General features: G+C 60.9%; 19 protein-coding genes and 1 pseudogene. 9 read left to right on the top strand and 11 right to left on the bottom strand.

Features of this window, described 5'->3' with window-relative positions:
* Positions 1–354: 354 nt before the first annotated feature.
* Positions 355–1,521 carry an IS110 family RNA-guided transposase gene (locus LH400_RS03495; RefSeq protein ID WP_229151273.1) on the bottom strand — a complete coding sequence of 389 codons (1,167 nt, stop codon included), beginning with the start codon at positions 1,519–1,521 and terminating at the stop codon, positions 355–357.
* A gap of 68 nt (positions 1,522–1,589) precedes the next feature.
* On the opposite strand from LH400_RS03495, the pseudogene LH400_RS03490 reads away from it, so the two are divergent.
* Both LH400_RS03490 and LH400_RS03485 read left to right on the top strand, forming a co-directional pair.
* A pseudogene (locus LH400_RS03490) lies at positions 1,590–1,757 on the top strand (IS66 family transposase); the annotation flags it as partial.
* Between the two features lie 91 nt (positions 1,758–1,848).
* On the top strand, positions 1,849–2,298 hold the full coding sequence (locus LH400_RS03485; protein WP_229151272.1) for a hypothetical protein: 450 nt from the start codon (positions 1,849–1,851) through the stop codon (positions 2,296–2,298).
* 166 nt (positions 2,299–2,464) lie between these two features.
* On the opposite strand, the gene LH400_RS03480 is transcribed toward LH400_RS03485, so the two are convergent.
* The 5 genes from LH400_RS03480 to LH400_RS03460 all read right to left on the bottom strand — a co-directional run bounded on the left by LH400_RS03480 (position 2,465) and on the right by LH400_RS03460 (position 8,431).
* Complete coding sequence (locus tag LH400_RS03480) at positions 2,465–3,550, bottom strand: IS5 family transposase (protein WP_229151271.1); 1,086 nt, start codon at positions 3,548–3,550, stop codon at positions 2,465–2,467.
* Between the two features lie 434 nt (positions 3,551–3,984).
* Positions 3,985–5,889, bottom strand: coding sequence for a sulfate adenylyltransferase subunit CysN (cysN, locus tag LH400_RS03475; protein WP_229151270.1), 1,905 nt, complete (start codon positions 5,887–5,889; stop codon positions 3,985–3,987).
* Positions 5,889–6,827 carry a sulfate adenylyltransferase subunit CysD gene (gene cysD / locus LH400_RS03470; RefSeq protein ID WP_255616801.1) on the bottom strand — a complete coding sequence of 313 codons (939 nt, stop codon included), beginning with the start codon at positions 6,825–6,827 and terminating at the stop codon, positions 5,889–5,891. Before cysD ends, cysN begins: the two co-directional genes overlap by 1 nt.
* Before the next feature lie 10 nt (positions 6,828–6,837).
* The gene (locus LH400_RS03465; RefSeq protein ID WP_229151269.1) at positions 6,838–7,680 is read right to left on the bottom strand and encodes a SapC family protein; all 843 of its coding nucleotides are present in this window, start codon (positions 7,678–7,680) and stop codon (positions 6,838–6,840) included.
* 1 nt (position 7,681) lies between these two features.
* Positions 7,682–8,431, bottom strand: a complete 750-nt coding sequence (locus tag LH400_RS03460; protein ID WP_229151268.1) for a SapC family protein — start codon at positions 8,429–8,431, stop codon at positions 7,682–7,684.
* 53 nt (positions 8,432–8,484) lie between these two features.
* Between LH400_RS03460 and LH400_RS03455 the strand changes: the two genes are divergently transcribed.
* Both LH400_RS03455 and LH400_RS03450 read left to right on the top strand, forming a co-directional pair.
* Complete coding sequence (locus LH400_RS03455) at positions 8,485–10,227, top strand: type I secretion system permease/ATPase (protein WP_229151267.1); 1,743 nt, start codon at positions 8,485–8,487, stop codon at positions 10,225–10,227.
* A gap of 47 nt (positions 10,228–10,274) precedes the next feature.
* Positions 10,275–11,600: an HlyD family type I secretion periplasmic adaptor subunit gene (locus tag LH400_RS03450; protein WP_229151266.1), complete on the top strand. Its 1,326-nt coding sequence runs from the start codon at positions 10,275–10,277 to the stop codon at positions 11,598–11,600.
* 25 nt (positions 11,601–11,625) lie between these two features.
* Here LH400_RS03450 and LH400_RS03445 read toward each other — a convergent pair whose 3' ends face one another.
* The 4 genes from LH400_RS03445 to LH400_RS03430 all read right to left on the bottom strand — a co-directional run bounded on the left by LH400_RS03445 (position 11,626) and on the right by LH400_RS03430 (position 18,354).
* Positions 11,626–12,186 (bottom strand): class I SAM-dependent methyltransferase, encoded by a 561-nt coding sequence (locus LH400_RS03445; RefSeq protein ID WP_229151265.1) that lies wholly within the window; start codon positions 12,184–12,186, stop codon positions 11,626–11,628.
* A gap of 116 nt (positions 12,187–12,302) precedes the next feature.
* The gene (locus tag LH400_RS03440) at positions 12,303–14,627 is read right to left on the bottom strand and encodes a glycosyltransferase family 2 protein (RefSeq protein ID WP_229151264.1); all 2,325 of its coding nucleotides are present in this window, start codon (positions 14,625–14,627) and stop codon (positions 12,303–12,305) included.
* Positions 14,617–17,127 carry a glycosyltransferase gene (locus tag LH400_RS03435; protein WP_229151263.1) on the bottom strand — a complete coding sequence of 837 codons (2,511 nt, stop codon included), beginning with the start codon at positions 17,125–17,127 and terminating at the stop codon, positions 14,617–14,619. The genes LH400_RS03440 and LH400_RS03435 overlap by 11 nt, the downstream gene beginning before the upstream one ends.
* Before the next feature lie 831 nt (positions 17,128–17,958).
* Entirely contained in the window at positions 17,959–18,354 is a 396-nt protein-coding gene (locus tag LH400_RS03430; RefSeq protein WP_229151262.1) for a hypothetical protein, read from the bottom strand.
* A gap of 150 nt (positions 18,355–18,504) precedes the next feature.
* Here LH400_RS03430 and LH400_RS03425 point away from each other — a divergent pair, with 150 nt between their 5' ends.
* The 5 genes from LH400_RS03425 to LH400_RS03405 all read left to right on the top strand — a co-directional run bounded on the left by LH400_RS03425 (position 18,505) and on the right by LH400_RS03405 (position 25,541).
* Positions 18,505–20,856 carry a glycosyltransferase gene (locus LH400_RS03425; protein ID WP_229151261.1) on the top strand — a complete coding sequence of 784 codons (2,352 nt, stop codon included), beginning with the start codon at positions 18,505–18,507 and terminating at the stop codon, positions 20,854–20,856.
* 17 nt (positions 20,857–20,873) lie between these two features.
* A complete protein-coding gene (locus LH400_RS03420) occupies positions 20,874–21,758 on the top strand; it encodes a sulfotransferase (RefSeq protein ID WP_229151260.1) in 885 nt (294 codons plus the stop codon).
* The gene (locus tag LH400_RS03415; protein ID WP_229151259.1) at positions 21,755–22,585 is read left to right on the top strand and encodes an FkbM family methyltransferase; all 831 of its coding nucleotides are present in this window, start codon (positions 21,755–21,757) and stop codon (positions 22,583–22,585) included. The genes LH400_RS03420 and LH400_RS03415 overlap by 4 nt, the downstream gene beginning before the upstream one ends.
* Before the next feature lie 85 nt (positions 22,586–22,670).
* Positions 22,671–24,794, top strand: a complete 2,124-nt coding sequence (locus tag LH400_RS03410; RefSeq protein ID WP_229151258.1) for a class I SAM-dependent methyltransferase — start codon at positions 22,671–22,673, stop codon at positions 24,792–24,794.
* Positions 24,795–24,845: 51 nt separating this feature from the next.
* Positions 24,846–25,541: a class I SAM-dependent methyltransferase gene (locus LH400_RS03405; RefSeq protein WP_229151257.1), complete on the top strand. Its 696-nt coding sequence runs from the start codon at positions 24,846–24,848 to the stop codon at positions 25,539–25,541.
* A 5-nt stretch (positions 25,542–25,546) separates the two neighbouring features.
* Here the strand turns inward: LH400_RS03405 and LH400_RS03400 are convergent, their stop codons facing one another.
* Positions 25,547–25,684: a hypothetical protein gene (locus LH400_RS03400; protein WP_229151256.1), complete on the bottom strand. Its 138-nt coding sequence runs from the start codon at positions 25,682–25,684 to the stop codon at positions 25,547–25,549.
* Positions 25,685–25,959 lie beyond the last annotated feature (275 nt).

Genomic DNA, 25,959 nt, shown 5'->3' with positions numbered 1-25,959 from the left:
CAGCTTCTGACGTTCGCCGCCTATCCCGGACTGGTGGAGCCGACGAACAACGCCTCACATGGGGATTTCTGGGTCAAGCGTTTTATTTAGGGTGGCATGACTGCGTTCCTCGTTCACGGTATCCAAGGTCTGAGCCCGGTTCGAAATACCGGCCCGGCATCCGAGCCTGTACAACCTCACATCCGGTCGCCGCTCGAGCGGCTGCACCACTATCCCGCTTCCGGTGGGCAAGGGCTCAGGAGGACGGGACCATTCTGTGAACCGGCTTTTGAAGCCATGCGTTGTTCCGGTCCGCCCACCTGGATCCGGCAGCACTGATCGGGTCCTGCGGATTGGAAATCTGTATAGGTCTCGTCACGCCGTCTTCATGACGGCTCCTTCAATCACGACTCCCGCGTTCACATACTTCCACAGCGCAACGAGCAATTTGCGGGCAAGCGCCACGATCGCTGATTTTTTGAGGCGGCCGCCATTGCCCGTTACCCGTTCATCAAACCAGCGGGCGAGTGCCGATTCCGGTTGATGACGTAGCCACAGCCACGCTAGCTGGACCATCGTGGTTCGCAGTCGCGGATTGCCCGCTTTCGAGACTCCCTGCTCACGGTCGATCGATCCGCTCTGCCAGGGAGATGGCGCAAGCCCGGCATAGGCTGCGACTTGCCGTCGATTATCAAAATGTCGAAACAAGCCTTCCGAGTACAGGACTGCCGCAAACTCGGGACCAATCCCCTTGATATCGAGCAGCATTGTCGCGGGCGTGGGAATGCCATGCGCCTCTTGGGTCACCAGCGCATCCCGTTCGGCCTCGACCGCCTTGATCTGTTCGAGCAACAATTCGAGACGGTCGAGCTCACGGCAGATTTGGGCCTTGATATGCCTGGAGAGCGCACGGCCATCGCCCGTTTCAAGCTCCTCGAGCCGTTTGCGACGACCACGACGTAACGGCTCGTAACCCCGAATGCCCTGGCTGAAGAGCAGCCCCTTGATGCGATTAACGTGGAGAACTCGCTCGGCAATCAGCGCTTTGCGTTCGCGGCAAATTCGACGGCGATCCTCTTCCTCAGGCGTCGGTGTTCTGACCATTGAGCAGACCCGGGGTTCGCTCCGCTTGTAGGCCATCAGCGTCCGGATCAGCGTCTCGCCATCGATGCGATCGGTCTTCGCTCGCCGACGCCGACGCGACACCGCAATCGAGGCGGCATCGACGACATGGCTTTCAATCCAGTCTTCCCGGCGCAGACATCGATCGATCCAGAAGCCGTCGAGACCAGCTTCCTCGATCACCACGAGCGGATAAAGCTTGCCCTCACGCGCTTGCACCTTCTTCCGCAGTTCGGCAAAACAAGCAAATAGACCGGCGATTTCGCCACCGACGACGGTATGCCGCGACATTTTATTGCTGCCCGGTGAAAGCGATGTGACCAGCCAGGTCGAATTGCTGAGTTCCAACGAGACGAAAATCGCGCCAAGATCGACGCGGATAGCGGCGGGCACTTCGAGTTGGTCAGTCGTAACAAGCATGATTACCTCCACAGAGTGTTGTAGCAGTTGCACTCTGTCACAGAGCCAGCCGCTATCCCCATGGGATCTGCGAACGCGCCCTGCGCCCGACCGTCATCCAGCGCAAGGTCACCAACGGCTACCGCGCCATGTGGGCCGCCGAGGGCGAGGCCGACATCCGCACCGTCGTCGACACGGCGAGGCTCCATCCCGAAACCAGCACCTTCAAGACCATCCTCAAAACCGTCAGCCCCTGACCGCAAAGGACGGTGAACCCAGGGCGTGGGTAATTACTCGTTTATGTACCGCACTGAAGGATTCCCTGCGTGCCGAGAGGGAAGAAATTTATTGATCGATGAAAAGCTTCGTTATTTTGTTTACGATCATAATAATAATAACCTTAAATTAGAGGATTGGTCGTTCGTGGAGCTTGATGTTCAGGCGTTCTACAATGAGTGGAAGTCACGAGATGATAATGGATCTGAAGCTGATTTTACCGGTTCCACAGATTTGTTCTGGAGCTATCTCCCCGAACAAGGCATAAATGTGCCAATAATTAATGCACGTTTCGAAGATCACAAAGTATCCATTGAGAGGCGGTTTCTTCCCGATCTGGTCAATGTAGAGAAAAATAGACTTTACGTTTCATTTTCTGATGGACGACATCGCTTCTATTTCTTCAGGAATGCTGGAGCAAGAAAAATGGTTGCAAGATGTCGCGTTGGGGAGGAAAGTATCATGGTTGACAATAATTTAGGTCGTGACATTACATCCGAAGTTCGTGATCTATTAATCTAAGTAATTGTATTATAAATTCATTCTCAATCCTGGAGGCCTCCGGAAACACCGCAATTTGCCGGAACAGCGCGACTTTTGGGCTGACGCTCGAACTTGAGGGTTTTCGGCGCTGTATTGATGATGGTGGTTCGGGGGGCCAAATAGCCCTGATCGAGCCGTCATTGGCTCATGCGGACGCAGTTCGGCTGTCGAGCCATCGCCATCGGTTCATGTTGTAGGCCATGTTCGCCAGCGTCAGCGTGGCCTTCGCCCTCGCGATGCCGATGGTGCGAATGACCATCCCCATCGGCCCTTTCTCGTAGGCGAAGACGTGCTCGACGCGGCTGCGGACTGCCGATTTCACGGCATTCGCCTTGCGGGTTCTTGCCGGCATGGCCCGGCCTTTCAGCTTGCGGCGATGGATACGGCTGGTCTTGCCGGCGCCTTTGAGAAAGCGCTCGTTCTCGGCCGAGCGGTAGGCGCTGTCCGCCCAGACATCGGAGGCGGTGTTCGAAGGATCGATCAGCCCCTCGCGCAAGCGCGCCCCGTCATGGGCAGCGGCATCCGTGACGACAGACCTGCGGATGACACCGTGCCGGCGGTCGATCGAGACATGGTTCTTGTAGCCGAACGTCGGGATGGCGATGTCGACCTGTTGTTTCTGGCCGTCCTCTGCCGGCCTGGCCTTCGAGAACTTCACCGTCCAACGGGCATCGACATCCTTCTGACGCGCCTTGAACGGCTCGTCCTTCCAGATCTCTTTCGCGCTCTCGCCGGCCTTGATCCGGGCCTTCTCGTCCTCAGTGTTCCTCTGGCGCGGTGCGGCAACCAGCGTAGCGTCCATGATCTGGCCGGACATCGGAAGGTAGCCGGCCTCGCCGATTGCCCGGTCGAGCCGGGCAAACAGAGCATCGAGCGCATCGGCGGCAATCAGCGCCTCGCGGAAATCCCACAGCGTGTTGGCGTCGGGAACCGCATCGCCCGGACCAAGGCCGCAGAACCGCATCCAGCTCAGCCGGTCCTTCACCAGAAACTCCGTCTGGCCGAGGGACAGCCCGTTCAGCGCCTGAAGCACCAGCATCTTGAACTTCAACACCGGATCGAACGGGGGTCTGCCGCCCTTGCTGCGATCACCGCGAGGAAATGCCTTTGCCAGGTCCGCCCGGAACATCTCGAAATCGACGGTGACGGACAGCTTCTCCAGAGGATCGCCATGCCGCGACAGTTGCGAAAGCCGATCCTCGACGTCCCAAAACCCGATCTGTCCCGCCATCCGACACCTCCCGAAAGCGCAAGGTCAGTGAATCACGTCAGAGCGAAATCCGCCAGTTTCCGGAGGTGTCCTCCTGCCGGTTCGTTTAGTGCAGCAAGTTGGAGACCTCGAAAAGGTCTAGATCCACCCTCATTGTGCTCTTTAGCTAGAGGTTGCCAGAAGCCGTCGCTCCCGGCGTGTAGGAAAACACCATTGTCGTGCCTACGCAGAAGCTCGGTCTGCGGCTATGTCGTCTTGGCCATCGGGGTGTCCTTGAGTCGTTGATGCTCTCAAACTTCATCGTACACGACCGCCTCGATGGTAATCTGCATGATTTCTATCACTTCCTCCGAAGCTTCTCACGGCTCTATATCGAGGCCTTCTGCTGAATTGGCTATCTGACTTTTAAAATTGCTCCTTCTTCAGAAGACTCGACACTTCCGGGAGGCAGGTCATCAGTCGCTACTCACATAGCCGTGGCTGCGCAGATACTCGACGACGGCATCGGCGAGTTCCTCGGGCGAGGTCGTGCCTGCGGCGAGGCGGATCTCCGGAGCCTCCGGCGCCTCGTAGGGGCTGTCGATGCCGGTGAAGTTCTTGATCGCGCCGGCCCGCGCCTTCTTGTAGAGGCCCTTTGGATCGCGCTTCTCGGCGACATGCAGCGGCGTGTCGACGAAGACCTCGACGAACTCGCCCGGCTCCATCAGCTCGCGTGCCATCCGCCGTTCGGACCGGAACGGCGAGATGAAGGAGCAGAGCACAATCACGCCGGCATCGACGAAGAGCTTCGCCGTCTCGGCGACCCGGCGAATGTTCTCGACGCGGTCCGCCTCGGTGAAGCCGAGATCGCGGTTGAGCCCGTGCCGGACGTTGTCGCCGTCGAGGAGATAGGTGTGCTTGCCCATCGCGAACAGCCGCTTCTCGACGAGGTTGGCGATGGTCGACTTGCCGGCGCCCGAAAGCCCGGTGAACCAGACCACCGCCGGGCGCTGGCCCATCGCCTCGCCGCGCATCGTCTTGGTGAGGTCGATGGACTGCCAGTGGATGTTGGTGGCGCGCCTGAGCGCGAAGTCGATCGTCCCGGCCCCGACGGTGAGATTGCTCAGCCGGTCGATGACGATGAAGCTCCCCGTGCCCGGGATCGCCTCGTAGGGATCGAAGGCGACCGGCTCGCGGAAGGAGAGGTTCACCTGCGCGACGCCGTTCAGCGGCAGCGCCTTGGCGGCCAGATGCTGGAAGGTGTTGACGTCGATCTGGTGCTTGATCTCGGTGACCGAGCCGGCCACCGTCCGCGTGCCGATCTTGAAGAGATAGGCCCGCCCCGGCATCAGCGGTTCGTCATGCATCCAGATGACATGCGCCGCGAACTGGTCGGCGACATCGGGCCGTGCGAAAGCCGCCGCGAGGATGTCGCCGCGCGAGACGTCGGTCTCGTCCGCAAGCACCAGCGTCACCGCCTCGCCGGCGCCCGCCGACGGCCGGTCGCCGTCATAGGTGACGATGCGCTTCACGGACGAAGTCCGGCCGGAGACGGCGACGGTTACCTCGTCACCGACCGCGATCCTGCCGCTGGCGATCGTGCCGCAATAGCCGCGAAAGTCGAGGTTCGGCCGGTTCACCCACTGGACCGGCAAGCGGAAGGGCCGCGCGCTCTCGTCCTTGGCGACCTCGACCGTCTCCAGATGCTGAAGCAGCGTCGGGCCGTCGTACCAGCCGAGGTTCTCGCCGCGCTCGGTGACGTTGTCGCCGAAGCGCGCCGACAGCGGGATCGGCTGCAGCGTCTCGAATGTCAGCTCGCCCGCAAAGGCGCGGAAGTCGGCGACGATCGCATCGAAGACCTCTTTCGAATAGCCGGCGAGGTCGATCTTGTTGACGGCGAGAACGACGTGCCGGATGCCGAGAAGCGAGGCGATGTAGGCGTGCCGCCGCGTCTGGGTCAGCACGCCCTTGCGCGCGTCGATCAGGATCACCGCGAGATCGGCATTGGAGGCGCCGGTCGCCATGTTGCGGGTGTACTGCTCGTGGCCCGGCGTGTCGGCGACGATGAACTTGCGCTTCTCCGTCGCGAAGAAGCGGTAGGCGACGTCGATGGTGATGCCCTGCTCGCGCTCGGCCTCCAGCCCGTCGACGAGAAGCGCGAAGTCGATGTCCTCGCCGACCGTGCCGTGCTTGGCCGAATCCTGCTGCAGCGTCGCCAGCTGGTCCTCGAACAGGAGCTTGGTGTCGTAGAGCAGCCGCCCGATCAGGGTCGACTTGCCGTCGTCGACCGAGCCGCAGGTCAGGAAGCGCAGGAGCCCCTTGGTCTCGTGGCGGTGGAGATAGTCGGCGAAGGCGGCCGGATCGAAGTCCGCGGTGTCCATCAGAAATACCCCTCGCGCTTCTTCTTCTCCATCGAGCCGGCCTCGTCATGGTCGATCAGCCGGCCGGACCGCTCGGAAGTGCGAGCGAGAAGCATTTCGTGGACGATCTCCGGCAGCGTCGCGGCTGGGGACTCCATCGCCGCCGTCAGCGGATAGCAGCCGAGCGTGCGGAAGCGGATCATCCGCATCTCAGGCGTCTCGCCGGGCTCCATCGGAAGACGGTCGTCGTCGACCATGATCCACTGCCCGCCGCGCTCCACGACCGGGCGCTCTGCCGCGAAGTAGAGCGGCACGATTGGGATGTTCTCCTTCAGGATGTACTGCCAGATGTCGAGCTCGGTCCAGTTCGACAGCGGGAAGGCCCGGATCGACTCGCCCTTGCGGATCCTGGCGTTGTAGAGGTTCCAGAGCTCGGGCCGCTGGTTCTTCGGGTCCCAGCCATGGCTCTGCGACCGGAAGGAGAAGATCCGCTCCTTCGCCCTCGACTTCTCCTCGTCGCGCCGCGCGCCGCCGAAGGCCGCATCGAAGCCGTATTGGGTCAGCGCCTCTTTCAGCGCCTCGGTCTTCATGATGCCGGTATAGGCCGAGGAGCCGTGGGTGAAGGGGGTGATGCCGGCCTTCACGCCCGCCTGGTTGGTATGGACGATGAGGTCCATGCCCGCGCGCTTTGCCGCCTCGTCGCGAAAGGCGATCATCTCCCTGAACTTCCAGGTCGTGTCGATATGGAGCAGCGGGAACGGCGGCTTGGCGGGATAGAACGCCTTCATCGCCAGATGCAGCATGACCGACGAATCCTTGCCGATCGAATAGAGCATCACCGGATTGGAGAACTCGGCCGCGACCTCCCGCATGATGTGGATCGATTCCGCCTCGAGCCGCTGCAGATGCGTCATCGCGGTGTCGTCGGTCATCGTGAGCTCGTCGGCTTCTTGCTTCATGCCGTTAGACCTATTGTTCGCGGGGGAAAAGTTTACCAACGTCGAGGAGTTCATCCTCATCGAGATGCAGCGGAATGACCGGCCGCTCGTGAGGAAGGTCGTCTGCGCGCCCCTCGCCCGCTTCCGCGCTCGGCTGATCCGGGTGAGGAGGTGCCGGCGCGGCGGACGCGATCTCCGAGCGCAAGGAAAACTTCAAGGCGGCGGCCAGTTCGACGGCCAGCGCGTCAGGTCGCGCCAAAGCCGCAGCGCGGAACTTCGAAAAGCCCGTCAGCTTGCCGAGATCGATTGTCAGGAGCGAATCGTCCATGGCGCCGTGCCGATGCCGCGCCGTTGAGCGCACCGGTAGAAGAAGATCGGCAGACATGAGCCGGTCCGCGGCATGGGCAAGCCGATTCGCACCGGCTTCCCAGCGGGCGAGGAGGGTCGCAGTGGCCTTCACCTCCGGCGCCAGCGTTCCATCACTGCCAAATAGCGGCTTGCCACCCTTCTCGACGAGATGATTGGTCCGAATCGTCAGGCGCGAGGCGATACTGCCTGAGCCGGGCGTAAGACCGAATGGCAGGCATCTAAGGGCGATCGGTTTGTAACCAGGTTGCCATGCGTCGTCCTCATATACCGCCACATTGGTATAGGCAGAGCTCAACAAGGCGACCACTTGGGCTCCTTCGGACCGCGGCAAGATCGCAAGCGGTAGGAAGTGGGAGCACAGGAGAAGCTCTGAGTCGCCAATTGGAACGAAGAGGTCAGGCCCGGTGCCGCCGGATGCCGGACGCCAGGATCGGTCCGCATGGGATGCGATCGGCACGACCTCGCAGACTTCGCCGAGTGTCGCGTCGGATTTGCGGGAGGACATCTCAGAGCTCCCGGGATACAGGCGCAGCGTCGACGTCCGTCTCGAGCGCTCCTTTAGTAGACAGGCCGCGGGCCGCCGTCAGAAGCGGGCCCGTGCGGTAGAGCGAAATCCGGTGGGCGGCGACGAGCAGCATCGCATCTGCACCGAAACGCGTCGCCAGCTCGATCTGTCGCGAAAGAACGGACGGCTCGGTCGATACGACAAAGAGCGGGCCAACCTCGGCATGGGCAATGCCATCCAGAGGCAGCTGCCATTCCATCAGCATTTCAAGGTCCCATAAAGCCTGAGAAATTGCCTGAGTTTCATCCAGGGACCGCTTCAACGCTGAAAGCGCCCGCAGCTTGATATCGGCACCCCGGCTTAAGGTTCGCTGCGGGGTGAAAATCGGCGCGCCGGTATCGGTCGGGCGGTCTGGCAAGGCACCGTCCAGCCCGAACTGGCGCGGACTTTCCGGCATCAGACGGAGCGGAAAAGCCTGCAGCAAAAGTGGCAATGCCTTGTAGATACGTAGCGTATCGGGCAGCTGCGCACGCCCTAATGGAATCAGGGACCGCAATGCCATCAGTTCGACGTGATCGCCTTCCAAAGACCACACCAATGGGAAGAACGCTGCTAGAGACAACGCTTCAGCTGTAACAACCGGCACCAGAGAGGCTTCACGAACGGATCTGTAGGAATTCGGTGCGTAGAGTCGCCGTTTGGAGGTTTCTACGTCGAATTCCAGGAAACTGGTGTAGATGCTGTTAGGCATTGTACAGGGGACTCGAGCGAGGCATCGTTCGACAAGTGCTCAGCAAAAGCGGCATGGGCAAGACAAGCGGAGTGGCCCCATTGGAGGAACGAATTTCGCTCTATGAGCGGTTGCGCAGGCTACTGCCAGCCTATGCGCAGCTTTTTGGCTTCAGTTTTTTCACTAACATCCTCGTGCTTGTCCCGTCCATTTATCTGATGCAAGTCGGCGAGCGGGTATTTACCAGCAAAAGCTACGAGACCCTCCTGTTCTTGACAGCCATCGCGGTCTTTTTGATGATCGTGATGAGCATTTTGCATTGGCTGCGGGGCGAATCGCTCAAGCGGATTGCGCTCAACCTGGACGAACAGCTGCGCGGTAAGGTTTTTGCTGCCGTGCATCGATTTGGGCGGCGCTCGGTTGACGGTCCGCGTTACTTCAACGACCTTGATGCGGTGCGAGACGCCCTGAGCGGGCCCTTCATACCGGCTTTGTTCGACACTTTGCTGTCGCCGATATTCCTGATCGTTCTCTTCATAATTCACCCTGTCTTTGGTTTTCTCGGGCTGACTGTGACGCTTCTGCTTGGCGGATTGTCGGCGATGAATTTGATGATCGTCGAGCGACCGAACAAGAACGCGCGCGAAGCTCAAGCCAAGGCGCTCGAATTCGCCGTCGCCACGAATCGGAACGTCGAGACGGCCCGGTCCATGGGCATGGTAGCGGGTCTTGGCGAACGTTGGATCAATTTTCACGGGCGCGCCGCGGGCTGGCAGACGCTCGCCCAGCAGCGTTCGGCTGGAATTACCGGATTGATCCGCTTCATCCGCATGAGCCAGATGATCCTGATCATCGGTGTCGGCGCGCTCCTATATCTCGACGATGCGGTCTCGCAGGGGGCGACCTATGCCTCCATGCTGATTATGATGCGTGGGCTTGGCCCGGTCGAGGCCCTGGTTGGGCAGTGGCGGTCGGTGTCAAACGCTCGGGCCGCCGTCCAGCGTCTCAACAAGCTCTTAGCGGAGGCCGACCAGTTCCAGACCAGCCTGAGTCTGCCGCGTCCTGCCGGTCACTTGACCGCGAGCGGCGTCGTTGTCGGGACACCCGGCAAGAAAGGCACTCTCGTACGTGACGTGTCCTTTTCGTTGCAGGCGGGCCGGATTTTGGCCATTATTGGAGACAGTGGCGCCGGCAAGTCCTGTCTCTTGCGCACGCTCGCGGGGATCTGGTCGCCGACGGGCGGAACGGTCGCCTTGGACGGACACAGCCTGACGCATTGGGATCCCGGCGAGCTTGGTCGCTATGTGGGATATGTCCCGCAAGACGTCGACATGTTGCCGGGAACGGTCGCGGAAAACATATCGCGGTTCTATCCGGCCTCAGCGGAGAACGAGGCGCTGCTGTTCGAAGCTGCCGAGTTGGCCGGCGTGACTGATCTTATCCAGTCACTGCCGAACGGCTTCAATACCATTCTCGGCCCAAATGGCCATGTTCTGTCGGGCGGCCAGCGTCAACGTATTGCCTTAGCACGTGCCGTCTATGGCAGACCCGTTATCGTATTCCTGGACGAACCGAATTCCGCGCTCGATGCCCGCGGTGAAGCTCTCCTCATCGCCGCGGTTCAGCGGCTGAAGGCGCAGGGAACGACCGTCATCCTCGTGACGCACAAGATGAACATGTTACCCTACTGCGACGACGTCCTCGTCATGCATAGCGGCGCTCTCCAAGCCTACGGCCAGCGGGAGGAAATCCTGCAGCGTCTGCCGCATCAGAAGCCGACACCTTTGAAGGTGATTGAAGGTCATAGGGGCAGCTGAGGCGATCGTCGCACACCGCCTCATGCGCTCTCGATAAGGAAGTTCTCATGTCCATGTCGGCTCCCGCACTCGACAGCCCCGTGATCGACACCGACTGGCACCGGCTGCGACGGATGAGCCTGATCATCGTGGTTCTCACCTTCGGCGTCTTTGGTGGCTGGAGTTTCTTTGCCAGGTTGGACAGCGCGGCCGTAGCCCAAGGGGTTGTCACTGCCGCCTCCAACATCAAGACGATCCAGCATCTAGAAGGCGGGATCGTCGAAGAAATCCATGTGCGCAACGGCGATAAGGTGAAGGCGGGGGATCTTCTGGTCCGCCTCGATCCCACCAAGGCTAAGTCTTCGGCTCTCTTGTACCGGCGTCAGCTTGCTGCGGCGCTCGCTTCTCAGGCGCGTCTCACCGCCGAGCGGCAATTGTCTTATACGGTCCAAATGCCCGAGGAGGTCACCCGCCTTGCAAAGGACGATCCGACGGTTCAGGGGGCGATCAACGACGTCGTGGAGCAGTTTCAGACGGGTCTTTCCGTGCTGAACCAGAAGATCGACGTTCTTAAGTCCCAGAACCTGCAGATCGGCCAGGAGATCGAGGGCCTGAAGGTACAGAAGAAGGTCTCGCAGGACGAATTGAACCTGATCAACGGACGTCTGGCCGGTCTCGACCGGCTCTTGAAGCGCAAGTTGATCACCAACACCCAGGTCGACGAGCTACGCCGCGACGGTCTGCAACTCGCTGCGACAGTTGCCAAGTCCGACATCGAAATGGCCCGAGCTCGCCAGCGGATCGTCGAAAACGAGCTCAATGTTCAACAAGCCAAGGAGGACTACCGGGAAGCCGCAGCCACTAACATGCCGCAGCTGACGAAGGATATCCGCGAACTGCGCTCTCAGCTGATCATCGCCGAGGATCAACTGCGCCGGACCGACGTCGTGGCGCCGATCGACGGCACCGTGCAGGAATTGCAGGTCTTCACGGTGGGTGGTGTCGTCAGACCGGGGGATGCCATCATGAACATCGCTCCGCAGTCCGACAATCTCGTCGTGCAGGCCAGGTTCTCGCCTCTTGATATTGACGGGATTCATCCGGGCATGGAGGCTGAAATTCAGTTCCCGGCATTCCAGCGGCTCGACCTCGATCCGATGCGGGGCACCGTCGTATCGACCTCACGCGATCGCATTGTCGATAAGGCCACCAATACGGCCTACTTCGCCGGTGAGGTGAGCGTCGATCCGAAGAGTGTTCCGAGCTTCATCAAGGAGAAGATGACAGCTGGCTTGACTGCCAGCGTCATCGTGCCGACCGGCGCCCGGACCGTTCTCGACTACCTTCTTTCGCCGCTGGTCTCTCGGATGGACTCGGCGATGCGCGAGAAATGATGACGGCAAGGCGGCTGCATCCTGATCAGTCGCCTTGCTGAAACTTCAGTCCGGTGCGGGCGAGCGCGGTCATGAGGCGCGGCGCGTCAATTTCGGGCATCAGGGCAAGCGCCCAGAGATCGTAGGACTCGCCCTTGATCATCCGGACTTCGGCGAATCCGGTCTCGACCAGAAGACGTCCGAGACGCTCGGTCGTAAAGCCGGTCCTATGGCCCATAAAGTCATTGCCCGCCGCGATAGAGGGACGAAAGCCGTAGATCATGTCGAGCGGGGTTACTGGACCTGACGGCGCTTCGTAGACCCCTTCTTCCAGACGTCCTTCTGCGATCAGGCCGGCAACGGCCTGAAGATCCGGGCAGGTGATCAGCGCGAAGCCGTCGGGGCGCAATATACGCCTGAATTCAGCAAAGGCGGGCAGGACCTCGTGATCGTAGAGATGCTCAATATTGTGCGAGCTCCACAAGGCGTCGAAGCTCTGATCGGCTGCGACGTCCTTCATGTCAACGACGGTTGACATCAGGTCAGGCCTCACCTGCGGATCAATATCGAGCCGCACCTCCTGCCAGGCAGGGGCGCGGAAGATCATGTGGAGCTTCTTGGGATTAGGCGCGCCGCAGCCGACATGGAGGACACGCTTCTTCGAAACGGTCTGAGGTTCGATCGGCGCGGGCTCGGTCTGGCTAGCCGCCATGGATAGCTTTCCTATAGGCTGAAAGGAGCAGTGCGCCGCATATAGGGTCGTTTGCTCGCAAGAGGCTGGAGACGCCGTGGCACCGCGGCAAGACCCGAATAGGGAACCGGGCCGAGGCTGAGAAGGGGGCTGTAATATGGGTCGTCGGCCAGCACTTCGCCCCAGAGTGTGCGTAGATTGACGAGTTCGCGCTGCGCCCTCGCGCGCCGCTCCGGCGCATCGTCCGATCCGCGGCTCGCCGATTCATGGTGGAGCAGATGCACATGTGGCGTGAACACGATCCGCTTGCCCTGTTCCCGTAACCGCAGGCAATAATCAACATCGTTGAAGGCGACGGGAAATCGGATTTCGTCGAGACCACCGAGCGCCAGATAGTCGGCGCGGCGCGTCATCAGACAGGCTGCAGTCACCGCGCTCACCTCATGGGCCCCCTTGAGCAGGTTCCCATAGCCGGGATCGCCGAGCATCCGATCCTCGAAGGCATGCGCTGCCCCGAAATGAGGACCAAGGACCACACCGCCATGCTGCACGATATCGCTCGAGCGCGTCAGCAGCACACCGACGGCCCCGACCGTAGGGTCGGCGAGACGGGAGAGCATTTCGGCGAAGACCGGCTCGACGAATTCCGTATCGTTGTTGAGAAGGCAAACGACCTCGCCGCGGGCAGATTCGACCGCACGATTGTTCAGCCTTGCATAGTTGAAGGCTTTGTCATCCCTGATGACCGTCGCTCCTGTACGGGCGAGCCCGTCCAGATAGGAAAGGGTTTTGGCTTCTCGTGAACCGTTGTCGACGACGATGATCTCCAGATCGATTTCGCGCTCATATCGCTTGAGCGAGCGGATAGAGGCCTCAAGGAGGTCGCGTCGGTCCCGGGTTGGGATGATCACTGAGAGGGTGGCGGCTTTGACCTCGCGCATGACGCGGACAGCTGGCAAAGCTTTGGACGTCTGCGAAGTGACATGGGCTTGAATGCCCTGACTTTCCAGAAGGCGATCAGCTGCACGGGCAAGCGCCGAGCCTTCTTGCTCGGGATCGAGAGCGGGTCGTGTCGCCAGCGGCCCAGGCAGATGGACGACTGCCTCGCCGCCGCTAGCATCTACCACTGACGCGAACACCTCATAAAGGCTTCGCGCGCCCTGATCGACCGCCGCCAGCGCGTCCGCGCGCGAACAGGCGAAGAGATGAGCTGCATAACCTTGTTCCAGGAAGCGCTCGAGATCGAAGCGGCCGAACAGGAGCGGCCAGGCATCTCCTGCTTCGTCCGCGACTTCGATATCACCGTAGACAAGGCGGCCGCCTTCATCCTGGAGCGCCGCGGCATAGCATGCGAGCGCCTGCGGCCTGAACCGCGTTCCCGACATTGCAAACAGGACGGTCTCGCAATGGCGGGCGGTCTCATCGAGAAACGGGCGGACCGCGCCAGCGGAAAGCCCGGTATAGCCGGCCCCATCCGGTGAGAAATAACCGGCCACCCAGTCGCCTGAGCCGGCCCTGAGGCTTTGCACCGACGGTTCGGGATCGGCTTCACCGACCAGAGCGACGGCAACCGGCGCTGAAGGAGCGGATGGTGTCTCGCGCTTGTCGAGGTGATAGGAGGCCCATTCGCGGTAGTCGCTCAAGGGGACGGAATTCGGCAGCACGCGATCGAAGAATTCGGTTCGCGGATCCCCTCCCTGTCCTTCCGAATGACGCAGGAGGAAAGCGGTCAGGCCGTCGCGATAGGCGACTAAAGCGACAGGGCTTCCCTCCAGCGCTTCACCGCATTCGGTCTCCACGTGAAATCTTCTGAAGACGCCGTCGGCCCAAGCCTGCGGCAGGGTGACCTGGAAGCCGAGACGGCCCGACAAAGTGTCGCGCGGCCGCTCGATATGGATCCAGCGGTCGGGGACCGCTTCGGCAACGAGCTGATCTTCAAATAAGATGCGGACACGGCTATCCTGACCACCGCGCCGCCAGCCTTCGAGGCGCAGGCCGCCAGTCCAGCGGACGGAGCCGATGTCGGCAGGCGAAAGCGCCGGCTCGACAGGGTCGGCGGCGAGGTCGATGGCCTCTCCCACCGGGTCGCCACTGTTGGCAATTCTCACATGCGCATGCTCAATGCCGGTCAACCGCAGTGGGTTGCAGACAAAGGAGAAGCCGTAGCAACCATCTCCATAACCTGAGGCCGCTAGATCCGACACGAAGGTCTCGGCGTGGGTCAGAGCAAAGGGTTCGCCGTCTAGCAAGAGTTCGACAACGAAGCGTTGATCAGGATCAGCGGGGAGAAGGACGAAGCCGTCGAATTCGCTCTCGCCGATCCGCCGAAAACTAGCGAAAATCCGATCACTCGACATGACGGGCCTGATCGGACAGGGCGTCTACAGGCGACGGTAGGGTGGTCGCCAGCCCCAGAGCTGCGGTCCAGCGGGCGAGCGCAACAGCCACCTCTTCCTCGCTGGCTTGCGCATCCAGAGCCAAATCGTCGTCCCGCATGTCCTCGCCCTTAGACCGAAACCTGGCCAACGGTAAACCGCTTGCCAGCGCCAGATCCAGCGTCGGATGATCAGCGATGAGCCGGCGCGTGCCCAAGAACAGACCTGCAATTCGATGAAGATCCAGAAGCCGCGGGAACTCGTCTTCCACAAAGCGGCCGGAGACCACGACGTTCCCAAGTGCGAACAGCGACATGTCGCGCAGGGTCTCACCAAGGACGACCAGCCGCGGCAGGAAGAGGTGCCGCAGCCCCTCTCGAGCGATCGCACGAACGAGCTGCAGTTCTTCGGCTGTTCCGCCGAAAACCAGAATGCCGAGGCCGTCGGCCCCGCCAGGGCTAGGAGCGGGCGGGCGCTCTCGCCCGATGACCTCCAGCTGCGGCAGCCCGGCGATATGCGCCGGCAGATGCGCGATACCAATCCTTGTCGTGCGAATCCTGCGCGCCTGGGGAAGCCGATCCAGCCAGAACGCCGCCCGCTGATCGCCCCTCAGGATGATGGCCGGATCCACGATCGTGACGTCGATCGGGCCGAGCGCGCCCAGCGCCTCGGCGAGCCACTGCGGGCAGTGCCCAGGATCGACGATCTCGGCGCCAGCCGGCGTCATCGCTCGCAGCCGGTCAAGCAGGGCTTCGCAGACCTTGCCCTGCGGGGCTGCGAAATCAAGATTCTGGGGCACCCCCTCGTCGCTGTCGGCCAGCGCAAAATGTGTCTCGCCGGCCCGCTCCGCTACGGTTAGGATGATGACGGCAGATCCGGGAGAGCGCTGTCGGATGGCGCGGGCGCGCCCGGTGGCGATCGCTGCGAACATCCCGGTGCCTGTTACCACGAAATGCACCGGGCGCGGTACCGACAGGCGCTCCTCAATCCTGCGCCGCGCCTGGCCGAGCGGATCGAGGGCCATGAAGGTCGCGCACTCCTCCCGGTAGCGCGGAAAATTACGTTCGATCGTCGGTAGATTGCGCATAACTAGCGCCCGCTTCTCGGCTCCGAAGGAGCGTGAGCCCTGATGAGCGACAAAGACGTCGGCCGCGCAGACATTGCGGAATCCGGCCTGGGCGGCCCTCAAGCAGAGGTCAACATCCTCTAGATAGCCGCGCTCCAGACTGCTCTTCAAACCGCCGACACTCTCCAGGCAGGCGCGGGTGAGATAGAGGCAGAAGCCGATCCCGTTCGGCAGATCTACCAGGATTCCCTTGTTTGCGGCGCCCGCTGCCGCAGAAAGAGCACTTAATTCCTCAAGGTCCGGCATGGCGTTCACAGTGTTCGGCCGCGGAAAGCTGGTGAACTCGCCATTGTTTGATAGCGGCGTTAGGGTTCCGACTGAGGCGTCAACCTTGGCGGCGCGCATCAGCGAAGCGAGCGCGCCGCCGGGCAGGACGGTGTCGGCGTTAAGCAACAGGACATCACCGTGACAGCAATGGGCAAGCCCGCGATTGACGCTTCCGACGAATCCGAGATTGATGGTGTTCTCCAGAATCTTGACCCCGACGCGGCCGTTCAGCTCTCCGAGCAATTGCCGAATAGCCGGATTGGGGCTGGCGTCGTTGACGATAAGAAGCCGGGCGCCCGGAACAGTATCAAGTTCCGGTAACAGCGAGACAAGACAGTTTCGCGTCGCCTCGGCATCCTCATAGACCGGCACGAGCACGTTAAGCCGAACGTCCTTCTGTGCTCCACCTTCAATGTCGACCTGATCCATCCGGCGGAACAAGGCCGGCTGCAGCATATTCTTGGCGAAGAGCCTCTGCCTCAGCAACGGATCGGGACCAATTCGCACGTCAAGATCGACAAATGCCGCGCCTGACGGCCATGGAGCGACAAAATGCCAGACGCAGAGATCGGCGCCGAGTCGGACCGGTTTGCCCGCTTCGACGGTAGTGGGGGCTTGGCCTTCGGAAGACAGCATGACGACCGGTATTGCCTCCTCGCGGCCCAGGATACGGCCGAGCAGCCGGTCGCGATCGACCAGGATTGCGCGCTGCCGGCAGCCCTGCCGGTAGAGTTCGTGCGCGGCGACGTGGAGGAAATCATCGGCGTCCCGGGCGAACAGGATGCCTGCTGCTGCGAACCGTTCAGACGGATCGCCCCATTTCAGCATGCGTCGATTGGCGGCCAGATCTTCCGGAGCGATGCCAAGCGCTGTCCGCAGATCAGCAAGCGCCCAATCATCACGACCTTGCCTCTTCCAACACTCAGCCCTTAGAACGAAGTGCTGGGGCTCGGGTGGTGGCTGCAATCGACATCGCCTGTCGATCGCCGCCAGGGCCTGGTCGATCCGGCCGTCAACGAAGAACCGGCTCGCCGCGTAGACAAGAGCAGCAGGATGACGGGCCTCGTCGACCAGCCATGTCAGGAGCAACGATCGGTCCTGCTCCAACAGTCTTCTCCACTCTTGCCCTCATCAGGCGGCGCCAGTCGGGTGACTAAGGCAACAGGCCCTACTGTCGTAGGTCGACAATGGCAATGATTTGGGGTGAAGTTTTAGCCAAGCCTCTGGTCTTGAACCGAGCGGGCGCTTAGGGTCGCGCCAGGATAAGGATCTGCATTCCACCAAACGTCATAATATGAGTTGCTAATCGTGAATGATGTTGAACGCGGCGAGAATCGCGAACCGGCCCAGGCACAATTGCCGCAGTTCGACCCAGACTTCTATGCCTTCATATCGCCTGCTTTGCTGCATGCTCCGCCAAACGACCTGCTTCGACACTGGGAGACGACGGGCCGCCGCGCAGGGCTGCCCGGCTCTCTTCAGGAACTGCTTCAGAAAGTTGGGTTCACCCAGTCGAAGTGGGTTGACGAAGTTTTCGACTTCAAGGCCTATCGCCATCTCAACCTCGACATTTTCGAAAGCCTACCCAACAAGATCGCGGCTCTATGCCATTTTCTTCTGGCGGGAATTCGTCAGGGCAGAAAAATTTCATTTCAATTTGAGTTTCAAGATACGTTCTATCGAGAATATTATTCGGACGTCAGCGGGTCGTCGCCGCTCGAGGCCTACCGACACTGGCTGGAATTCGGCTATAGCGAAAATCGACTGCCTTGTGCTGCCGATTTTCTGAAGTCCTTTGCCCTGTCGGCGGCTGCCTTGCCGGAGGCCTTTACAATCAAGCGATACCAGGCCGCCAATCCGGATATCAAGTTGGAGGTCGCCTCGCGCTGGAAGGCCTTGTCCCACTTCATTGAGCACGGTCTAGCCGAGGGGCGATGGACTGGGCTCGAAGAGGCAGATGAGGCAGCGCTGCTGCGCGAGATCGGCATGGGATTTCGCCGGCGCGGAATGAGCGCCATGGCGGTCAAGGCTCTCCACCGAAGCATCGCGCGTGACGGCGGCGTCGGCTGGATCTTTGAAGAACTTGGCAACTGCCATCTCGATCTTCACGAGCCCTATCATGCCTTGAAATCCTATGAGCAAGCCGAGAAACTCGGACGGAATACGCCCTGGTGCGGCTTCAACCAGTCGCAAGCTCTGGCGCGTCTTGGCAATGAGGCTGAGGCGGCCGCCCGGGCGGCAGTCTTGGCGGAACGCTGGCCGGACTGGTATGCCGCCAGTGAGAATCGAAGAAGCGCCCTTGATCGCTATTTTCATTCCCTTTTACGTCAAGCTTCCATTCTAGCAGTTGAGGACGATCAAGACGGAGCACTCGCCTATGCAAAAAAGGCAGCCGAGATTGCGCTGCGTGACGCTTCGCTCCCGCCTGTCCATCTTGCTAAAGAACGAGGCGAAACGCTCAAGGTCGTGGCACTGGTCAATGCCGATCTCGCGCAGTGTTATTATTACCGGGTGCTGCAGAAGGAAGACCAGTTCGCGGCCAACGACGTGGTCGAATTCGTCCATTTCCCGATGGGCGAGACGGAGGCGTTCCGCGACGCGCTGCTTTCGGCGGATATCGCGCTCTTCTACCGGGTGCCGGCAACGCCCCCGATCGGCGCGGCCATCGCCTATGCGCGCGCGCTCGGCCTGCCCACGGTCTACGAGATTGACGATCTGATCTTCGAGAGTGCGTATTATCCGCCAGCCTTGGAGAGCTATGGCGGCTTAATTGATCGTTCAGAACATGCGGGCCTGTTGACCGGCGTGCCGCTGTTCCGCGCGGCTATGGCCGCCTGCGACTACGCTGTCGCCTCCACGCCGAGCCTTGCCCGCCACATGGAAAAGGTGGTGCGGCGCGGTACTTGCTTCGTCCATCGCAACGCGCTCGGCGCTTCGAAGCTGCAGCGCATGCCGCCGCTGCCCGAGCGTCCAGACGCGAGTATTACCATCTTTTACGGGTCCGGCACGAAAGCCCACAAATCGGATTTCGAGACGCTGGCGATGCCGGCCTTGCTTCGTCTTCTGGGCGAACACCCCTTGGTCGAACTCGTACTCATCGGCCAGTTGACACTGCCGGACAGCTTCGCTCCCTTTTCGGAGCGCATTCGGCAGATCCCTCTGTTGAAGGACCGCGAGGCCTATTGGAGCCTTCTCAGAACCGCAGCGATCAACCTCGCCGTGCTCGAGTCCGGTCCGTTCAACGACTGCAAGAGTGAGATTAAGTGGCTGGAGGCTGCTGTTCTCGGCGTGCCCTCAGTGGTCAGCCGGACGGCGACCCATGACGAGATCCTCACCGACGCCGAGACCGCCTGTCTGGCGGCCGATGCCGAGGAATGGTTCGACCGGCTGGACCGCTTGGTGCGCGATGCGCGCCTGCGCAACCGGATCGCCCAGAATGCCCGCCAGCTGGCGCTGGCCTGCTACGAACTGCAGCCGATGGCAGACAAGCTGGCTGCTTGGCTCGCCGGCATCGCGCGGGCCGGGACCACCGCCCCGGCGAGCCGTCCTGCCGATACTACCGTAATCCGGCGGCCGCGCCCGAAGCTTTTGATCGTGAATGTCTTCTTCCCGCCGCAGACGATCGGCGGGGCGACGCGGGTCGTGCGCGACAATGTTGACATCCTCATCGACCGCTATGGCGAGGCGTTCGACCTGTCGATCTTCACAACCTTCGAGGGCCATCCCGAGCCCTATCATCTCGACCGCTACGCCTATCGCGGCATCGCAGTCACCCGCATCTCTACGCCGCAGGAGGTCGACATGGACTGGCGCTGGGAGAACGATAAGGTAGGCGCGCTGTTTGCCGAGCATCTGGCGCGCCACAAGCCGGATCTCGTCCATTTCCACTGCGTGCAGCGGCTGACCGGCAGCGTCGTCGCGGCGACACGCGCCGCTGAGATCCCCTATCTCGTCACGGTCCATGACGGCTGGTGGATCTCCGACTTCCAGTTCCTTGTCGACCAGGCGGATAGGGTGCGCCTGCCCAATGCGGCCGCTCCGCTCGGCGCCGTCGACGAAACGCGCGATCTCGGCCGCTCGCTGCGCCGGCTCGTCGACCTCAAGGAACTGCTGGACGGAGCCGAACGCGTCATCGCAGTCTCGCACGCCTTCGCCGACATCTACCGGCACGCGGGCGTCGACCATGTCCTCGCCCTTCCGAACGGCCTGCCGCAAATCGACTGGCAGCCGCGCATCCCGTCGCCTTCAGGGCGCGTGCGGCTCGGCCATATCGGCGGCATCTCCAACCACAAGGGATTTCACCTCGTGCAGGCGGCACTGAAGTCCGGCGCCTTCTCCCATCTCGAGCTGACCCTCGTCGACCATGCCGCTTCGCCCGGCACCAGCCGCGAGGAGGTTTGGGGCGCGACAAAGGTCCTCATCATCGGCAAGGTGAAGCCGGAGGAGATCGCCGGGCTCTATGCCGGGCTCGACGTGCTCCTCGCACCCTCGATCTGGCCAGAATCCTATGGCCTCGTCGTGCGTGAGGCGCTCGCCGCCGGGCTGTGGGCGGTGACTTCCACTCTCGGCGCGCTGGCAGAGCCGATCGAGCCCGGCGTCAACGGCTTCGTCGTCGACGTTTCGAACCCGAAGCCGCTCTACGACGTCCTCGCCCAGATCAACGCCGACCCAGCGCGCTTCCTAGCCAACCCGCCGCAGCTGTCCCGCTGGACGACGCCGCAGGACCAGGTCGAAGGGCTGGTCGACCTTTACCGCGACTCGGTCGACCGAAAATTCCCCGGCGCAGCCCCACACGAACCCTTGGCGATCCGGTTCTAAGCGGCTAACAGGACGGTATGGCAGCTTTGATCGACAACCTCTTCCTGTCCGTCGGCGCGATGAAGGCCGGCACCACTTGGATGCAGCGGGTCCTGGAACTACATCCGGAGATCTACTTCACACCGGAGAAGGAGATCCACTACTTCGCTCATGCCTACATGCAGGATGGAACGCCGCTCTCTGCCCAGGCAAGGCTCGCCAGGGCCCGGCAGTATATCGGCATCGATCCGCAGAACAATACGACCGCCGGCGTGCGGGCGCGCCTGCTATGGACTGCCAACTATCTGAGCGAACCGGTCGACGATCTGTGGTACCGTAATCTCTTCACTTTCCGTGGCCGCAAGACTTGGTGCGCCGACTTCTCCAATCTCTACGCGCATCTCGACGAACCGGCCTGGAAGCGTGTGCGCGGGGGGGTGGACCGGTTGCGGGTCATCTACACCATGCGCGACCCGATCAAGCGGCTGTGGTCGCACGCCAAGTTCCATTCCCAGTTCATCGGCAAGGCCGACGAGGTGACGCACTGGACGCCGGAGGTCGCCGAGGCGTTCCTGCGGCGCAACTTCATGTGGAAGCATGCTGAATACGGCCAGACCGTGCGGCTCTTGCGCGAGGGGCTGGCGACGGACGAATTACGGGTGTTCTTCTTCGAGAACCTGCACAAGGACCAGACTGGCTGGCTCCGTGAGGTCGAGGACCTTCTGACGATCGCCCATCACGACTATCCTCAGGCGAGGCTGTCGGCCCGCGTCAACGAATCCTTTGATGCACCGATGCCGGACTGGTTTGCCGGCCTGTTCCGGGCCGACGTCGAACGCATCTGTTCCGAATTGCGCGACCAGGGCCTTCAGGCGCCGGCCTCCTGGACGAAGTATTTCGACGCCGGGAGCGCCGCGGCATGAACGAGGCATCGGCCCGGCTCGACGCGAGCAATCGCAAGGCTCTGGAACGCCGCGACGCCTATCGGCAGGAACGGGCCGCGGGGGCCGGCGGGGGAGCCGACTTCCAGAAGCTGAAGCATGAATTTCCCTATGTCGGCTTCGTCGACTGCCGCGCCGAGGACATCGCCTTCCTGATGTTCCATGCCAATGACGACGTCGTGGCGTGGGAGTATTTCTGGCTTGGCGACGACGCCTACGAGCGGCCGATCGTCAGCCAGTGGATCGCCTGGGCGCGCGAGGCGACGACGGTCCTCGACATCGGCTCCTATACCGGCCTGATGTCGATCCTGGCCGGTCTTGCCAATCCCGATTGCACGATCCACGCCATGGAGCCGATCGAGCGGACCGTCGAGCGGATGAAGATCAATCTTCGGGCCAACGGTCTTGCCAGGCGGGTGACGATCCATCCGCGCGCCGCGGCTGCCGAGTTCGGCCCGGAAATGATCAACTACTATCGCGACGAGGACTTTCTCGGCACCGGCAATTCGATCCACGACAAGGGCAAGACGGTGCATGCGCGCCGGATGATCCAGATGGTCAATACCGACCAGTATCTCGGCTCCAAGCACACGTTCGACCTGATCAAGGTGGACGTGGAGGGGTTCGAGCCGCAGGTGCTCGACGGTCTGCAGCGCATCATCCGCCGCGACCGGCCGAAGATCGTCCTGGAGGTCTGGCAGGAGAACGAGGCGGAGGTGTTCGCTCGCCTCGACAAGCTCGGTTACCGGTATCGTCCCGTCGAGCCGAAACCCGCCCGAGTCATGAACTACCTTTGCGAGCCCAAGTGATCTTCATTGAAACTGGATTTTCAATGAATTGCGAGCCCGTACATAAAACGTAGCTGAAAAGTACCCGTTCGCTCAGAGGCCTGAAATGACTCAAAAAGATCTGAAGAACTACTTCTCTTATGGGATGTGGCCGGGCGGCGGCAAGGAAACTGTATCGGGTGCAGGCTCGACTGTTCGGTATACGGAGCCGCTTCGTCCCAGGCTGCAGGAAGTTCTGCGAGCGTTAAAGGTCCGCCGCTTTCTCGATGCACCGTGTGGCGATTTCAATTGGATGAAACATCTTGATCTAACCGGAATACATTATGTAGGGCTGGATATCGTCGATCAGGTTATTGTAGAAAACATAGAGAAGTACGCGCGTCCGGATGTCGAGTTTGCAGTGTCCGACATTACGAAGGATCCGCTACCCGAATCGGATTTGATGTTATGTCGGGATGTTCTTCTTCATCTACCTTTCGCAGCCATCGCGGATCTATTCCGAAATATATTAGAAAATAATATACAAAACCTTCTGATAAGCAACTATACGGTGCAGCCCAACAAGGACCTTTCAACACCAGGGTCCGCCCGGCTTGTCAATTTGAATCTTTATCCTTTCGAGTTCCCCGTCGTATCGCCCGATCGGCGGTTGATGGACTGGATTCCCGGTTTTCCGGAACGCTTTCTTGATCTGTATAGTCGCTCGGAACTAGAGAATATCCTGCCGGGGGTGATTGATCGTATCCAGGCATTTGGCCGAGGCGAAACGACGCCAGTAAGCATCGAGACGCGCAAGGGCGCGCTGCGTCCGGAAGAACTTCGACTTGCGATCGAGCAAGGCGACGTCGAGACCGTTCGGCGAGGCCTCAGCGCCGATCCGAAGTCGGGCACAGACTTTCTCATTCACGCGTCTGCTCGCTTCTTCGTTTCGGAGTTTCCGGAAGCCAACCGGCTCGTGGCGGAAATGCTGCGTCTGAATGGGCACCTGGTGTGGTCGCGGTGGTTCTCGGAATTCTTTGCGGATCGGCTGGCGAATTTCGGCGTCAGATTGGACGTTCATCCCTGGTTTCATCTTCAGGCGGCGATCCGCAAACTCAACCAGGGGAATTTCGTTGAAGCGAGGCAGATTGCGGAAACCGTCCTAGACCATTTCGATGTCTTTGATCGGAACGTGGCTTCGCGTCTGTTCGAGGTCATTGCCGAGTCGTATCTTCGCGGCAAAAGCCTATCGGACCCTGAGACAAACAGATATTTCACCGAACTCGTGGAACGCCGCGATCCACACAAGGAAAAGCCCTGGGTGTCGCTCTATCGAGGATGCCTTCTCTTTCGAAGTGGGCAAACAGCCGACGCAGAAAAGGCATTCCAACACTTCGCCTCGTCCGGGTTGAGTCCTTCGTTGGTCGCGGCAGGTGCCGGGACGTTTCGGCCCAGCCTTCGCAGTGCGACGTTGGATGGGCTAGGGGAAGTGGAGATCGTGCGATCGGCGGAACGTTCGGGATTGAATTTCTTATTTGCGGCGGATGCGCGTTACTACAGCCTGTATGCGCCCCTCGTCATAAGTTCGGCCTATGCACACGGCATCGACGAGGGCTTGCACTTTCACGTAGTGGATGATGCGGCGCCCGAGTTGCCAGTGGTGAATGGGGTCCCGAGTGACTGGGTCAGGCGGAACGTCGGTTTGTCTTGGGAAGTGGACCCGGGTTATGGAAAAGCATATTACGCATGCGTGCGGTTCGTGCGAGCTGCCGAAATTCTTGCGGCGCTGAGACGCCCGCTGGTAATTCTGGACATCGATGGATGTTTCACAGCCGGGTGTGAGGATCTTGTTAGATATTTTGCGTCTTGCAAAGGGATTGTTGCCCGAAAAGAAGTTGATACGCATCTTCCCTGGCGATCGATAAGCGCCGGCTTTGTGGCCCTGCAGGACAGCGAGGAAAGTAAGCGGTTCCTTCGGTCCGTTTCGGAGTTCATCAAGGGGTGGCTACAAGCCTATGGGAAGACGGATCGTCCGTCCTGGTGGATTGATCAGAGCGCCCTCGCACTCGCGTCTCAGGCTGAGATCGATATCGCCCGGAATTTCGACAGTATGCAGAGTGTCCAGAGGTCTCTTCGAGGGCTGCCCTTTCAATTCGCGCCCAATAGCGCGGAACTCAAGGACAAGTTCGTCACCGAGCAGCAGCGACGGGTCATGACGTTACTCGAGAACCGTCCGGCGTCAGGCGAGTAAAAGTGCTGGCATCTCAGTCAACAGCCCGCACGTCAGGAAGTAGAGGCGTATATGGATAATGTCGCTGTCGTTACCGAAGAAGCAGCCTTTCGGGAAGATTTGAACCGTCTGAACGAGGTGTTGGTCTCGGAGCTCCGAAAATTCGCTGCGCCGGAAGTTTTAAGCGGAAACCTGTTTTATGAGCATCTGCAGAAGGATTTCAGTGCGGCGCCATTGACGCCTCGGTTTGAAGGGAAGCGGCGGCGATTGATGGAAATTGCTCAGCACGGATCGGTTTTCTTCGAGGTCGGCGTGAATGGGGGCCACAGCATGTTGCTGGTCAAGTCCGCCAACCCCAAACTGAGATGCGTCGGCGTCGATATATGCAAACAGCTTCATCCTGCCTGGGGGCGTGTGGATCTCTACGTGCCTGCCGCGATGCGCTGGTTGCGCCAACGGTTTCCCAATCAGATGCGCTTCATCGTTGGAGACTCGCAGATCGAATTACCGCGCTATGCATTGTCCGACGAGAGATTGCCGATCGATATTCTGCACCTGGATGGTGCGAAGCATACCTACTTTCAGGATTTCGTGAATATTCGCCCCAGTCTCAAGCGCGGCGCGATCGTCGTATTGGACGACTCCCATACGCCTGTAGTGCAGAAGTGCATTCGCGATCTTTTGGCGATCGGTGCCGCGGAAGTGCATCCCGACTTCCCGACCAATCCCGGCTCCGGCGATCTGCATATGGTCATGCGGGTCTTGTGAGATAATCAGAAGGTCGACCATGCCGCCCCGTCGCACAGCGTAAGTTTCAGCCCTTCCGCCGTCTGGACGCAGGCGAGGCCGCCAGCGCCGATCGACGCCGACGCCGGCAGGGCGGCTTCGCTGGCATAAGGCTGCAGCCGCATCGCGGCGCCCCCATGCAGGCCCGCCGTCGGCGCTTGGACGCCAAGGCCCATCCGGCCCGCAAAGTAGGGGTCAGCACATAGAACGGACCCAGATATACGCTAAGGCCCGGTTCGGTTCCGCGTGAGGGCTAACGGACGGAGCGGTCGCAGATGACCGTTCCCTGCGCGCTCGGACCACAGATAGTCGCCGGTCAGGTTGATGTGCTGCCAGCCGAGCGGGGTATCCCTGCGGCGAGGACCACGGTGATGTTGCGCTTTTGGTCTTTCGTCTTTCT

Source organism: Jiella soli (genome assembly GCF_020615385.1).
Lineage (GTDB): Bacteria > Pseudomonadota > Alphaproteobacteria > Rhizobiales > Rhizobiaceae > VKMB-3413.
Note: the sequence above shows the minus strand (reverse complement) of the source record. Positions and strands in the feature narration are given on the sequence as shown.